Here is a 12,613-nt window from a genome sequence, read left to right as displayed (position 1 = left end):
ACCTCAACCGACATCTACGACCCCGTCGCCAACATCACCGCAGCCTGCAACTACGCCTACCACCGCTACGGCTCCATCGACAACGTCAACGGACCCTACTGACCCGGCACATCGAAACGCACGGGACGCCCCCCTCCGCGACAAATGGGGAGGCTGAAGGCCATGTGGGAAGGGACATGAATCGGTATGCTTGTCGCCTTACAAGCCCCGGCCGAAGGCTCGACTCAAGTCCCGGCTCAAGGCCATGCCGCCGCGTTGGTGGCGCAGGCCCCCCGGGGTGCGGCCGTCTCTGAGGCTGCTGCGGCTGGACCGGCCGGTGGGGGCCTGGCTGCTGGTGGTGCCCGGATGGATCGCCCTGGGAGCGATCGCCGGGCCCCGGGCCGGGTCTCTGCTTGGGCTGCTGCTCCTGGTGTACGGGGTGCTGTCGAGAGGGGCGGCCTGCGGGCTCAACGACGCACTGGACGCGCGACTCGACGCGCAGGTGCCACGTACGGCGGGGCGGCCCGTCGCCTCCGGGCGGCTGCCGACCAGGCGGGCACTGGCGCTGAGTGTCGTGGTGGGAGCCGTCGCTCCGCTGGTGATGGGGTTCTGGAGTGTGGAGGCCGTGGTGTGGGCGGCGGCCGGGGCGCCCCTCGCGGCGGTGTATCCCTACATGAAACGGGTCACCCATTGGCCACATGGATGGCTGGGCATCACCATCAACTGGACGTTTCCGCTGGTGTACGTCCTGCTCACCGGAGGTCTCGGGCTCGGGGGCAGCGTGCTGTACGGGGCGTCGATCTGCTGGGCCGTGGGGACGGACGTGATCTACGCCTGCCAGGACCGGGAGGCCGATGTGCGGGCCGGGGTGCGGTCGGCCGCCGTGCTGCTGGGGCGCCGTAGCCGGGTGCTGGTGGGCAGTGTGTACGCGGGGTGTGTGGTGCTGCTCGCCAGCTTCGGGGTCATCGCCGGGTTCGGCCCGCTCCACTGGCCCGGACTGTGCGTCGTCGCAGGGCAGTTGGGGTGGCAGGTATGGCGGGCCGACCTCGCGGATGTCGCTGCCTGCGGGCGAGCGTTCGGCTCCAACCCCTTGTGCGGCCTACTCATCCTCGTGGCCGTGCTCGCCGGGCGGGTCGGTACCCTCGGCTGAGGAAGACGGACCCAGGGGGTGCTGGTGGGGCTGCGGGAACGGATCGCGGCGGAACTCACGGCGACCATGCACGGCGGGGATCTCAAGCTGGATCGGTACGCGGGGCCGCCCGGTGATCCCGGGCTGTTCGGGATCGCGCCGGGGGATCCGGTGTGGCGCGTGCACGGGCACCCCACCGGGATGCTCACCGGCGGCTTCGCCGCGCTCATGCTCCAGTCCTTGCATCCGCTGGCCATGGCGGGGGTCGACCAGCACTCCGACTTCCGCGCCGACCCGGTGGGGCGGCTGAACGGAACCGTACGGTTCATCACGACGACCACCTTCGGCTCCTCGGCCGCCGCCCGAGAGGTGATCGACCTCGTCCGGCGGATCCACACGCGGGTGCACGGCACGGCCCCCGACGGCCGGCCGTACCGCGCGGACGACCCCGACCTGCTCACCTGGGTGCACACCGCCGAGGTACGCAGCTTTCTCGCCGGCTACCAGACGTACGCACCCCGGCCGTTCCGACTGACCCCCGCTGAGTGCGACGTCTACTACCGCCAAGTCGCTCCCATGGCCGAGGCGTTGGGCGCGCGGAACGTACCGCGCACAGCCCTTGAAGCAGAGCGCTATCTGACCCGCCTCCGCCCTCAACTCCACGCCACTCCAGCCGCGTTGGACTCAGTGCTGTTCCTCCGCCACTTCGGGCGCACACGACGGGAGCGGCTGGTCGTAGGCCTGCTCATGAACGCCTCGATCGGGCTCCTCCCCGACTGGGCCCGCACCGAACTGGGCATCCGCCGCCCGGCCCTCGTCCGCGCCGGCTGGGACCGGCCCCTGGCGACGGCCGTCGGGCGCACCCTTCAGTGGGGGCTCGGACCCTCCCGGATCCAGGCCGCCGCACGGGGGCGACTGGCAGGGGCGTGGCGGGAAGGACAGAGCGGCTGAGCATCATGCTCCGCGACGGAACCTTCTACTCATGTCAGTGGTCGGGCTCAGCCGTCTGACTTACGGCTCCCTGAGGAGGACCACTCGATCAGTCTCGACATCGAAGCCGAGGATCGGATGGCCATCGGCACCCTCCGCATCCATCAGCACCGGTTTACCCAACCGCCGCCCTATCTCCCGGAGGAAGCCGCAGAGCACATCGAGTCGTTCCTGCCCCTGCAACTCCCGTAGGTCGACGTCGAAGTCGACGACCTCGTCATCAAGGAAACGAAAGATCGCCCGCACACCGGCACTGGGCCAGACCCGCAAGCTCGGACACTCGGCACCCGCCGGACGGGACAGCACGATCTCCGCCCGGGGCACCGCAAGTACCATCGCTCCCTCCGAGTACTGGCATTTCCAGCCCTTCTCCGCCACAAGATCGAGGACCATCTGCCAGTCCCCCACCGAGGCATTCGGGACGCGCACGTCCGGCAGCGACCCCATCGAGTCCGGGTCGAAGAAACACTTCACGGCATCCCACAGCAGGTCGGTCACCCCGTCAATGCTGCCCGGCGCGCCGACCCGACGCATCCCGATTCCCTTTGGCCAAGGGCGGAGGGCGACGCGCAGCTCTGACGCCCCAACCGCCGCTCTGCGGACCAATGACCAGCAGATACCGGGCTACGGCATCGCCGCATCCGGCATTAGGGACAACCGCCCCACGACCGCCCTCCGGGCAGGGCGGCCCCGAGGCTCTGACGCCGACTCAAATGCCTGTCTCGGGTGAGTCGGCCGGCCTCGGGGCACAGGGCGCGGTCTAACTCAGATGAGGCCAACCAGTCGACGTGGCCGACCTCTGGTTGGGGATCCGGCGAACCCTCACCGGCGCCTGGACCTCCGAACGAACTGGCGGTACCTCACCTGGCGGCCGGCGGCGGCGCGCACCACCATGTTCGCCCCAGTACAGAACGCCACCGACGGCCGTGGCAAGGCCGATTCCCGCTCCCACCAGAGCACCGAAGACACCTCCCGAGGCGAAGCCGAACATAACTCCGGTCAGCAACCCCGCCAGCGAGAAACGGATGAAATACCGGCGAATCCTCTCGTCCACAACATCACCGCCTTTCACAGGGCTTTCTGCCCCGCCCTCGGAAAACTAACCGACGATTCGTCACACCAGGTGAACAATCGGCACTACCGGCGACGACTGGAAAGCCGTTAGGTGGCGACGCTTGCAGGTCGCCCCTCCAAAGGGCAGGCTCGTGGAGCTGGCCCGGGAGGAGTGGGGATCAGCATGGCGGAATGGGCGGAGATCCGCCGTCTCGCTCCGTTGCGGTCGACCCACTCCCCCGCTCGCGTTCGGTTCGGAGCTCGGCAAGCTGACTGACGCCGAACGGGCAGCACACGACCAGGACGCGACCGCCTCAGCCGATGTGCCAGGAGAAACTGCCGCCGTTTTTCGCGGCGACGACGAACATCACAATCATGAGAACGATGTCGACCACTCCGAGACCGATGTCCCACTTCGCCATGACGGAGCCTGTCTGACGCAGCGCTACGGCGCCGAAGATGACTGCCAGCGGCCCCAGGATGATCGGCAGGAACAGCAGGCCGACAATGCCGCAGACCAGCCCTGCGATCGCCAGTCCGCTGGCCCGGCTCGTCTTGTGCGCGTCGCTTCTACTTGAGGACGACATCGGTATCTCCCAAACAGTCGCAGTCGACGTCTCTTCACTTTCGGTTCCCTTCTGGTTGCCCGTCACGGCCGGGCCATGCCCATGGGATGAGCCAGCAAGTCCTCACGTACGGCCAGCAGTTGACTCGAACCTTGACAGCCCGGCCCTCCGTGCCGGCTGAGGAAGGGCGACGCTCATCCATGCCAGGGCAGTTCGTGATGGTGGCTCTGCACGGTGGATTTGGGTCGGTTCGCGCGGCAAACGGACCCCCGCGCCCTGGGCGCCCGCCACCTCACCGAGCAGGCCTTCGACGTCCTGCGCCGCTACTCCCCGGAGAAGACCATCAAGCTCCGCGACGTCGCACGCCGCATCTGCGGTCAAGGCACCCTGCCCATCGCTGCGGGGGGGGCAGGTTGCGCGGGTCGAGCGGAACGTTCGCTACTGGGTGTTGACGATGTCAACACCGACGGTGACAGGTGCGGCGCGAGCCACCCGCGGGTGCATCCGCCAACCCGGGCATCAGCGAATGTCAGGTACGGGTTCGGGACGAAGTGCCCGTTCGAGCACCCACCGCATGAGGGATACGGGAGGTGGCGCGCTCCCGGGCCCCGCGCGGCGGCGTCGGGGCCCGGTCCGATCCCACCCGACCCGCTGCCTCGTCCTCTCTTCGACGCACTGCCGCCGACGGAGGGGCTGAGCCGCAGCCGGCGTCCAGGATCCGGTGGCCGGCCACGTGTCCGGCGAGGGTCGGGCCGGTATCGCGGGCCGCGCGTAGTTCGCGTTCACGAAGCCCTTCTCTGTTTCCGCCGAATACGCCTCGGCGAAGCTGTGGTGGTCATTCGCCTGGACGGGACCTCAACGGCAACGCTGATCCTGCGGCGCGGTCGACGGCCCCATCATCATCGGCACCCCTGACCACGGCCCACACCCGAGGGTCGTGGTCAGGAGTGACTTGCTGCCATGTCGCGCGACAGATCGGATCCCGTGCGCAGAGCCCCGGCGGCCACTGCGGTGATCGCACACAGCAGGGTCAGCAGTACGAAGGCATGGTTCAGAGCGACGAGGTGGGTCAGCCAGCCGATGACGGCGGGACCGGCGAGCATGCCGACGTATCCGAGCCCGGCGACGCGGGAGACGTTGGCCCCGGCAGCCGAGGGATCGGCCTGCCCGGCTGCGCTGAACAACTGCGGGACACAGCCGGACAGCCCGAGACCGAACAGAGCCCACCCGGCGAACGCGGACCACATCCACGGGGACAGGGCCACGATCGTGATTCCCACGGACCCCGCGGCCGCGCCGTAGCGGAGGACTGCCAGGGGCCCGAAGCGGGCGACGAAGCGGTCGGCGAGCAGTCGGCCGATCGTCATCGTCGCCGCGAAGGTGCCGTACGCAAAGGCGGCAGTGCTCGCGGGTGCACCGAGGATGTCCTTCAGATGCAGCGCGCTCCAGTCGCTGGCGGCCCCTTCACACAGCATGACCATCAGGGCCAGGGCGGCGAGGAACCAGATGCGCGCGCTGGTTTTGCGGGGCGCGGCGGCCGGCGCCCGCTCGGCCTCCTCCACCGGCTCCGTGTCGGCAGCGGTGGGTGCGGCCGGCAGCAGGGCGCCCGCCGAGACCAGGGCGATCACGATGCCCAGGGCTACCACGGCGGCCATGCCTGCGGCCGGGGTCAGGCCGGCGCCGGCCGTGGCCGCTGCGGCGAGCGAGGCGAGGACACCGCCGACCGAGAACGTGGCGTGGAAGGCTGACATCACGGGACGGCCGTACGCCTTCTCCACATGTACGGCGTGGGCGTTCATGCTCACGTCCAGACAGCCGTTGCAGAACCCGAAGGCCAGCAGGGCACCGGCCAGCGTCCACGGGCCACGGGCAAGACCGGGAAGCGCCAGGGCCGCGCCGCACAGCACGCCGGTCGTGGGGACGATGACGCGCGCTCCGAGCCGGTCGGTCAGAGGACCGGCCGCCTGCATGCCGATGAACGCCCCCACGCCCAGCATCACCAGGAGCCCCCCGAGCGTCGCGTGGCTGATGCCGACACGCTGCTCGACAGCGGGGATGTGCACCACCCAGGTGCCCATGGTGGTGCCGCAGAGGATGAAGTAGGCAAAGGTCGCCAGCCTGGCGGCTCGCAGCGAACGATTCACGATCACAACCGTAACGAACAACTCCCGTGGTTGAATACTGGCATTTCGCACACACTGAATGTTCGTTTCGGGAGGTGTTCAATCCGGCATGAGCAACGCAGACCGACACGGGATCATCGCGCAGGCCGTCAGAGAGTCGGGAAGGATCACGGTTCAGGAACTCGCCGCGCTGACCGGTGCCTCCGAGATGACCATCCGGCGCGACCTCGACGCGCTGGCCGCGCAAGGCGTCCTCGAGCGCGTCCGAGGCGGGGCGCGCACGCTCCTGCTCCGGGGCGAGGAGCCGCCCTTCGCGCTGCGTGCTCACGACGCCGTCGACGCCAAGCGCCGCATCGCGGCCGAGGTGGCCTCGCTCATCGCCGACGGCGAGACCGTCCTCCTCGACAGCGGCACCACCTGCCTGGCAATCGCCCACCTGCTGCGCCGACGGCCGGTCACTGTGATGCCCCTGTCGTTGCAGGCCATCCAGGTACTCGGCGAGGGGCCGTGCCCGGCCACGCTCATGGTGCCCGGCGGGCGGCCTCGGGCCGCCGAGGGATCCCTCACCGGGCCCCTCACCCTCGCATCCCTCGCCGCACTGCGCTTCGACACCGCCGTCATGGGCTGCTGCGGTCTGAGCGCAGCCGACGGCCTGACCGCCTACGACCTCGACGAGGCGGCCGCGAAGAAGGCCGGCATCGCCTCCGCGCGCCGCATCATCGTCGCCGCCGACGCCGGCAAGCTCGGCCACACCGCCTTCGCGCACGTCGGCCCCGCCACACTCCTGCACACCCTCGTCACCGACACCTCAGCACCCGCCGATGAGGTATCCGCACTCGAAGACACCGGCATCGTCGTCAAGACCGTCTGAGGCGGCCCTTACGCCGTCTCGGGCCCGTGGCGACGGATGGGCTCCCGGAGGGAAGTGGTGACTCTCAAAGCGAACACCGTGCTGATCGCCGGGCACCCGATGCGATCGTTGGCATGCCGGCCCTGGTGCTGTGGTTCTTGTTGTCGGCTTGTGGGGCCGTGCTGGCGGGACCGGCGGGACCGGGAGTTATCCGCGGCGGCTGTGACACCGGCCCAGCGGGTCTGGCGCATGAGGCCCTTGGCAAGGTTGCACACCATGAGGCCCCTCGCGAGGTTGCGCACGTGGCCAGGGCACGGGGGCGGTGCCTGTGCCGGTGCCGTTGATCGACTCGTTGGGCTGCGGTAGTAGTACCGGGTGATACGTGGCAAGAAGATCGGGCTGCGCGCCCGGCACGAGGCGGATGTTCCGGTACTCCATACGGTGCTCTACAACGACGTGGCGACCCGGTCGCGCCAGGATCCTCGGCCCTGGCAGCCTCTGCCACCAGGATCGGCCCACTCTCCCTACGCCGTGGCCGAGCCTTCGGACACAGGGGCTCACTTCTCGGTGGTGGAACTCGAATCGCAGGAGCTGGCCGGCGCCGCCGGACTGTGGGGCATCGACACGCACAACCGGTCGGCGCACCTGGGGCTCGCCCTGCTCCCTGACTTCCGCGGGCGTGGATTCAGCTCGGACATCGTCCGGGCGCTGTGCGAATACGGCTTCGCCCAACGTGGACTGCAGCGGCTGCAGGTGGAGACCCTTGCCGACAACACTGCGATGATCTCGGCGGCGAAGAAAGCGGGGTTCACGGTCGAGGGCACCCTGCGGTGCGCGGTCTGGGCATATGGAGCCTTGTCGACGAGGTCGTCCTGGGCCTCCTCGAACGTGAATGGGCCCGCTGACGAGACGACAGCGGTCTGCGGCCGGCGCTGACGTGTTCCAGGACCAGCGCAGGCCGGAGCTCACGCACACGCGCCACATGGCCGCCGCCTGCACGGGACGCCGGGATGCGTCGGGGAAGGCCGGGCCCTACAGCGGGTCGTGGAAGACGGCGGTGCTCATCGTGGAGACGATGGCGTCAGTGTCCGCGATGGTGGCGACCCGGGCCGCGGCAGGGCCGTAGGTGGTGGTCAACGCCGTCCGGTAGCCGCGCGCGGCCGCGTGCGCCCGACACAGTCCGCTGACCTCAGGGGCCTGCTACTTCAGCTCGATCTCGACGAAGGCCAGCGGGGCGGTGCCGGTGTTGACGACTTCGTGCTCGCCGCCGGCCGAGCGGGCGTAGGACTGGCCTGCCCTCAGTTGCGAGGAGCTGACGGTGCCGTCGGGGGTGATCACGTCGGTGCGCCCGTCCGTGACGGGTACGACGCCCAGCTCGAGGAACGCGGGCACCGGACACTGCGGCGACGCGGCACCGACGACCCGACGATCGCCGACCTGCGACGGCCCGGCACAAGTGGCGGCTCCCTCTTCCCGGGAGACCGGTGGGGCGGGCACCGGTGCCCGCGGACCTCCGCCACCGGCGACACCGGGCCCAGCCGCGAGGGCATGGTCGATCCCGAGGCGCGCCTTTCGCGCCCGACCTGCTTTCTTCGCCGGTCAGTAAGGGTGCGGTCTGATTGGTCGTCAGTGACGATCTGGGGTACGGCTGACGGGCATAGGGATCGCTGTCGGGTACGTGTTCGCCTGGCTGGTCCGCAAAGCGAAGCGGCACTAACGCCCACTGGGCGCCCCGCAGCCACGCGCCGCGGGGCGCTCCCGCGCGAGCATGCTGCAACATCACGTTTACACCGAGATAAGTACGCCACTAAGACATCGTTTCTTTCGGTGGACTGCATCGGCGGGACGTAACCGGTTTGTTGTACCGGGCTGCTCTGGTCAGCGAGGCATACGCTGCCCGAGCTGCCGTGCCTTCTCTCGCAGTCCTGCGGCCCAAGCTCGCCCTTCGGCCGGAGCAGACGTCCCTCTGACTGTGGAAATCTGCACATCTTCACGTACGCCATCGGGCGCGGATCCGAGCTGCGCCCAGTCCACCCGGATCCCGGCGCGCTCTGCGAGCACCAGAACGGTGGCGGTGAACCCTTCGGAGAGCGCTAGCACTATTGCATGCGTCGTTCTTCGGTGCTGCGCCAGTAGGGCAATGACGAAGAGCTCAAAGGCGGCCGGGTCGATCTGGCACTCGTCGTTCTCCATGGGCCCGATGCCCGATGAGAGCCCAAGCTCCGCCTCAAACACCGCCACTTGGCGTCGGAACAGACGGGAAGCTCCGTTGGAGGGGTTCCACAAGGTCTCGTCGTCTATGTCGAAGTATTGACTCATCGCGGTACCTTTCGGCTGATCACGGCAGGTCAGCGTATCCGGCAGGATCATCGCTGTCGCCGCTATTACGTCCTGGCCGGACGCCGGTGACGACGGTGAAGCCGGCGGCAGCCCGGTCAGTGGCCCCCACCTTTTTGGCCGCCCGGATGCCGACGCAATCGATCGCGCATCGCGACCAGTTCAGTTGGCGTCGGGAGTCCGGCGTGCGCCCCCGCCGTCGCCTGGGGCGACGTACACGGTGCTGCATCAAGCCCGGTGCCAGGCTTTGGCGTTGGCACTCGTAGACTGCGCGGTCATGACACAACGATGGCCCTTCATCCACCACGTCACCTTCATCGCCTCGGACCTCGAGGCGAGCACCCGGTTCTACACTGCGGCGCTCAAGCCTCTCGGTGTCGTCGGGGAAGCGGCTGACGGCGGAGCGGAGTTCTGGGAAGAGGAGCTGGATACCCCTTCCTTCGGTCTGTACCCCGCGGGCGACGCCACGGTGACCCGGGGCGCACACATCGCGTTCACCGCACGCGACCGAGCCTCGGTTGACGCCTTCTACGAGGCCGCCCTGAGCGCTGGTGGCACGTCCCGGTACGAACCCCGGCTCTGGCCTGAGTACCGCGCCTATTGCGCGTTCGTGGACGACCCGGACGGCAACAACATCGAAGCCGTTTACAAGGAGCAGGCGTAGGCCAGTTGGGCGTGACCTCACTGAAAGGGAGCCGCACGCAGCTCAATGTCGCCACGGTGACCGTGAGGTGCCGGCCGCGATCGTGTTCGTGGCGACGTCAGGCTGAACGTGGCAGCGGCTGCCTGCTGCGTCGTTCGGGCCGTCCGGCGCCACGACCCATCGCGGGTTCACCGAGTGGACGAAGGCCAGGGTGTGGGCCGAGCTCCACCGTCTGCTCCTCGACGAACTCGGCTCCCGAGGCGCCCTGGACTGGTCGAGGTGTGCGATCGACTCGGTGAACATGCGGGCCCTGAACTGCGGCCGCTGCCAGGCGGGATCCGCGCTGCTCTGGCCGGGCCGCGGGAGCGAGGGTCAAGCGGTGCGGTGTGTCGGTGGTGGGGACATGGCCCAGCGGATGGTCCGTGTCAGTACCCGGCCGGCGGGACGTACGGCCATGTCCTCAAGGATCGGAATCGAGGGCAGCCTCAGCGTGCTGCGGGCCCAGGGCGGCAGTAGTGCGACAGCGTTAGCCGCCAACCCGGCGTAGAACGGCCGCGCGGCGAGGGGCAGCGGTGGTCGGAAGAGGAGGAAGCGGGCGGCGGCGCGCGCTTCGGGGGTGGCGCGCAGCTCGGGACGGTAGCCGGTGAGACGGTCGGCCAGGGTCCGGAGGTCGTGGGGAGGGTCGGTCACTCCCAGCGCTCGGGCGACCCGTGCGCTGTCGGCGACGTAGGCGTCGCAGCCCGCGGTGTCGAGCGGCTGGGCCCCGTAGTGCTGATGGGCGCGCAGGAAGCTGTCCGTCTGGGCGGCGTGGACCCAGCCGAGCAGGTGGGGGTCGGCCGCGTGGTAGGCCGCTCCATCGGCTGTCTCCCCGCGAACCTCCTGGTGAATGGCGCGGACGTGGTTGACGGCCTGCTGGGCGTCGTCCGCCGTGCCGTAGGTCGTCACGGCCAGGAAGGTGCTGGTGCGTTGGAGTCGGCCCCATGGGTCGCCTCGGTAGCCGGAGTGGGCGGCGACGGCTGCCATGGCGAGCGGGTGCAGGGACTGCAGCAGCAGGGCGCTGATCCCGCCGATGAACATCGAGGCGTCGCCGTGGACTGTGCGGATGGGACGACCGGTAGCGAACCATCGGGGGCCGGGCGTGGCATGGATGCGAACCCGGTTGGTCGGCCCTTCAGGACCTGCCACCCGACCGAACAAGGCCTTGCCCAGCTGTTCCCGTACGTCTGTCAGCATCATGGCCTCCCGTCCTGCCACCCAGTGTCCCGCACGAGGGGCGCGGTGCGGATCGGCATCGCGCCGAAAGCCGGCCGTCGGCGGGGAGGTGCGGACAGGGCCACGCTCCTCCCTCTCCCCCACCGTCGAAAGGCAACCGTATGAGTCGCCGGTGCAGTACGGCGGGTGAGCGAGCGGGGGGGCACGCCTGGGCGGCACGCCGACAGGATGGTGCATACGATCACCGCTCCGCTCGGTCTGTTCGCTCCTTGGGGTACCGCCCTTCATCCGTTCGTGGACAGCCGCTCGCGTCACCGCGTGGTGCGGCGGAACGGGTGTGACTTGCCCGCAGTGGCGGGCGTGCCGGGGGCATGCTCACCGGGTCGCGAGGTAGGGGTGGTCGCAGCGAAGGAAGAGGAACATGACCACTGAGCACGGCGGGCATCCGGAGATCATCGTCGTCGGCGCGGGTCTCGCCGGCCTGGCCTGCGCCTTGGATCTGTGCGAGGCGGGGCGGCGTGTCGCGCTGCTCGAGGCATCCGACGGCGTGGGTGGCCGCATGCGCACGGATCGGCAAGGCGGCTTCCTTCTGGATCGCGGCTTTCAGGTGTTCAACACGTCCTATCCGCAGGTGAAGCGACGCCTCGATCTGCGCGCACTGCGGCTGAGGCCCCTCACCCCGGGCGTCATCGCGCACACCTCGACGGGGCCGGTCCGGCTGGCCGACCCGACCCGGCAGCCCGCGTCGGCGGGGGCACTGCTGCACGGCCGAGTCCTGCCGGCCCGTGACCTGATCGCGATGGCGGCGCTCACCTTACGGGACGGTCTGCTGCCGGCACGTCTACTCACACGCCGACCCGACCGCTGCTCCACGATGGCGGCCCTGTCCCAGGCCGGGGTGTCGGCGCGGACGGTCAGCGAGATTCTGCGGCCCTTCCTGTCCGGCGTGTTCCTGGAAGACCGGTTGGAGACCTCCGGACGCTTCTTTCACCTGGTGTGGCGCACCATGGTCAGGGGCACGCTGTGTCTGCCCGCCGACGGCATCGGCGCCGTGCCCACTCAGCTGGCCGCCGGCCTGCCCGAGGACGTTCTGCGGCTTCAGACGCCCGTCGCTGCGGTCACTGCCTCGGGTGTGCTCCTGACGGACGGCCGCGAGCTGCGGGCCCCATCAGTCGTGGTGGCCACGGACGCCGCCTGTGCGGCCCGCCTGCTGCCGGGCCTGGACGTGCCGGACGGCCGGACCGTCACCACCTACTACCACGCCACGGCGCGCACCCCCCTGGCCGAGCCGACCTTGATGGTGGACAGCACGGGAACGTTGCTGAACACCTGTGTGCTCACCGAAGTGGCGCCCACCTACGCGCCGCCCGGCACGGCACTGGTTTCGACGTCCGTGCTGGGGCCGGACCGGCCGGCGCAGCGCGCGGCGCTGCTGGATCGTCTGGCCGAGCTGTACGGAACGGATACCGGTGGCTGGCGGCAGGTCGCCGTGTACACCGTCGAGCGAGCCCTGCCCGTGATGCGGCCGCCGTGGCCGCTGAGCCGCACCACACGGTTCACGCCCGGCCGGTACGTCTGCGGAGACCACCGGGCGACCGGCTCGGTACAGGGTGCTCTGGCGTCCGGCACGCGTGCCGCGCGGGAGGTGCTGGGCGACCTGACACGTACCTGATTCAGGGACAGCCGTAGCGGCCGCATCCGCAAGCCCTCGATGCAAGGAAGCAGACAGTG

At 69.5% G+C, this 12,613-nt stretch carries 12 protein-coding genes and 3 pseudogenes; 8 read left to right on the top strand and 7 right to left on the bottom strand.

The features are described 5' to 3' along the window. The 3 genes and pseudogenes from AB0N17_RS38945 to AB0N17_RS38935 form a co-directional block, all read left to right on the top strand. Nucleotides 1-102 (top strand): annotated as a pseudogene (locus AB0N17_RS38945) (lytic transglycosylase); the annotation flags it as partial. A 175-nt stretch (nt 103-277) separates the two neighbouring features. Continuing rightward, complete coding sequence (locus tag AB0N17_RS38940) at nt 278-1,129, top strand: 4-hydroxybenzoate octaprenyltransferase (protein WP_366016401.1); 852 nt, start codon at nt 278-280, stop codon at nt 1,127-1,129. 24 nt (nt 1,130-1,153) lie between these two features. Then, complete coding sequence (locus tag AB0N17_RS38935; protein ID WP_366016400.1) at nt 1,154-2,059, top strand: oxygenase MpaB family protein; 906 nt, start codon at nt 1,154-1,156, stop codon at nt 2,057-2,059. A gap of 60 nt (nt 2,060-2,119) precedes the next feature. Here the strand turns inward: AB0N17_RS38935 and AB0N17_RS38930 are convergent, their stop codons facing one another. The 4 genes and pseudogenes from AB0N17_RS38930 to AB0N17_RS38915 all read right to left on the bottom strand — a co-directional run bounded on the left by AB0N17_RS38930 (nt 2,120) and on the right by AB0N17_RS38915 (nt 5,834). After that, nucleotides 2,120-2,596: a hypothetical protein gene (locus tag AB0N17_RS38930; RefSeq protein ID WP_366016399.1), complete on the bottom strand. Its 477-nt coding sequence runs from the start codon at nt 2,594-2,596 to the stop codon at nt 2,120-2,122. A gap of 869 nt (nt 2,597-3,465) precedes the next feature. Next, nucleotides 3,466-3,738, bottom strand: coding sequence for a DUF4190 domain-containing protein (locus AB0N17_RS38925; RefSeq protein ID WP_366016405.1), 273 nt, complete (start codon nt 3,736-3,738; stop codon nt 3,466-3,468). A 649-nt stretch (nt 3,739-4,387) separates the two neighbouring features. Beyond that, nucleotides 4,388-4,569: pseudogene (locus AB0N17_RS38920) on the bottom strand (SAM-dependent methyltransferase); the annotation flags it as partial. A gap of 89 nt (nt 4,570-4,658) precedes the next feature. Further along, nucleotides 4,659-5,834: an MFS transporter gene (locus AB0N17_RS38915; RefSeq protein ID WP_366016404.1), complete on the bottom strand. Its 1,176-nt coding sequence runs from the start codon at nt 5,832-5,834 to the stop codon at nt 4,659-4,661. A 115-nt stretch (nt 5,835-5,949) separates the two neighbouring features. Here AB0N17_RS38915 and AB0N17_RS38910 point away from each other — a divergent pair, with 115 nt between their 5' ends. Then, nucleotides 5,950-6,711 carry a DeoR/GlpR family DNA-binding transcription regulator gene (locus tag AB0N17_RS38910; protein ID WP_366016398.1) on the top strand — a complete coding sequence of 254 codons (762 nt, stop codon included), beginning with the start codon at nt 5,950-5,952 and terminating at the stop codon, nt 6,709-6,711. Between the two features lie 420 nt (nt 6,712-7,131). Further along, a complete protein-coding gene (locus AB0N17_RS38905) occupies nt 7,132-7,626 on the top strand; it encodes a GNAT family protein (RefSeq protein ID WP_366016397.1) in 495 nt (164 codons plus the stop codon). Nucleotides 7,627-7,890: 264 nt separating this feature from the next. Here AB0N17_RS38905 and AB0N17_RS38900 read toward each other — a convergent pair whose 3' ends face one another. Both AB0N17_RS38900 and AB0N17_RS38895 read right to left on the bottom strand, forming a co-directional pair. Then, nucleotides 7,891-8,082 (bottom strand): hypothetical protein, encoded by a 192-nt coding sequence (locus AB0N17_RS38900; protein WP_366016396.1) that lies wholly within the window; start codon nt 8,080-8,082, stop codon nt 7,891-7,893. Between the two features lie 486 nt (nt 8,083-8,568). Beyond that, on the bottom strand, nt 8,569-9,009 hold the full coding sequence (locus AB0N17_RS38895) for a DUF6086 family protein (protein WP_366016403.1): 441 nt from the start codon (nt 9,007-9,009) through the stop codon (nt 8,569-8,571). Between the two features lie 271 nt (nt 9,010-9,280). Between AB0N17_RS38895 and AB0N17_RS38890 the strand changes: the two genes are divergently transcribed. Both AB0N17_RS38890 and AB0N17_RS38885 read left to right on the top strand, forming a co-directional pair. Beyond that, nucleotides 9,281-9,691 (top strand): VOC family protein, encoded by a 411-nt coding sequence (locus tag AB0N17_RS38890; RefSeq protein ID WP_366016395.1) that lies wholly within the window; start codon nt 9,281-9,283, stop codon nt 9,689-9,691. 49 nt (nt 9,692-9,740) lie between these two features. Beyond that, a pseudogene (locus AB0N17_RS38885) lies at nt 9,741-9,983 on the top strand (transposase); the annotation flags it as partial. Between the two features lie 59 nt (nt 9,984-10,042). On the opposite strand, the gene AB0N17_RS38880 reads toward AB0N17_RS38885, so the two are convergent. Beyond that, nucleotides 10,043-10,903, bottom strand: coding sequence for an oxygenase MpaB family protein (locus tag AB0N17_RS38880; RefSeq protein ID WP_366016402.1), 861 nt, complete (start codon nt 10,901-10,903; stop codon nt 10,043-10,045). Between the two features lie 400 nt (nt 10,904-11,303). Here AB0N17_RS38880 and AB0N17_RS38875 point away from each other — a divergent pair, with 400 nt between their 5' ends. Next, entirely contained in the window at nt 11,304-12,554 is a 1,251-nt protein-coding gene (locus AB0N17_RS38875) for an NAD(P)/FAD-dependent oxidoreductase (protein ID WP_366016394.1), read from the top strand. Nucleotides 12,555-12,613: the final 59 nt, after the last annotated feature.

Origin of the sequence: Streptomyces sp. NPDC051133 (assembly GCF_040682635.1) — a bacterium.
Classification (GTDB): domain Bacteria; phylum Actinomycetota; class Actinomycetes; order Streptomycetales; family Streptomycetaceae; genus Streptomyces.
The sequence above is the reverse complement of the archived record's forward strand: the minus strand, read 5'-3'. Positions and strand labels throughout refer to the sequence as shown.

What these genes read in the sequence shown, in the direction of transcription:
- AB0N17_RS38880 (WP_366016402.1), bottom strand. Translation starts at nt 10,903, where the DNA reads ATGCTGACAGACGTACGGGAACAGCTGGGCAAGGCCTTGTTCGGTCGG.
- AB0N17_RS38910 (WP_366016398.1), top strand. Translation starts at nt 5,950, where the DNA reads ATGAGCAACGCAGACCGACACGGGATCATCGCGCAGGCCGTCAGAGAG.
- AB0N17_RS38925 (WP_366016405.1), bottom strand. Translation starts at nt 3,738, where the DNA reads ATGTCGTCCTCAAGTAGAAGCGACGCGCACAAGACGAGCCGGGCCAGC.
- AB0N17_RS38875 (WP_366016394.1), top strand. Translation starts at nt 11,304, where the DNA reads ATGACCACTGAGCACGGCGGGCATCCGGAGATCATCGTCGTCGGCGCG.
- AB0N17_RS38895 (WP_366016403.1), bottom strand. Translation starts at nt 9,009, where the DNA reads ATGAGTCAATACTTCGACATAGACGACGAGACCTTGTGGAACCCCTCC.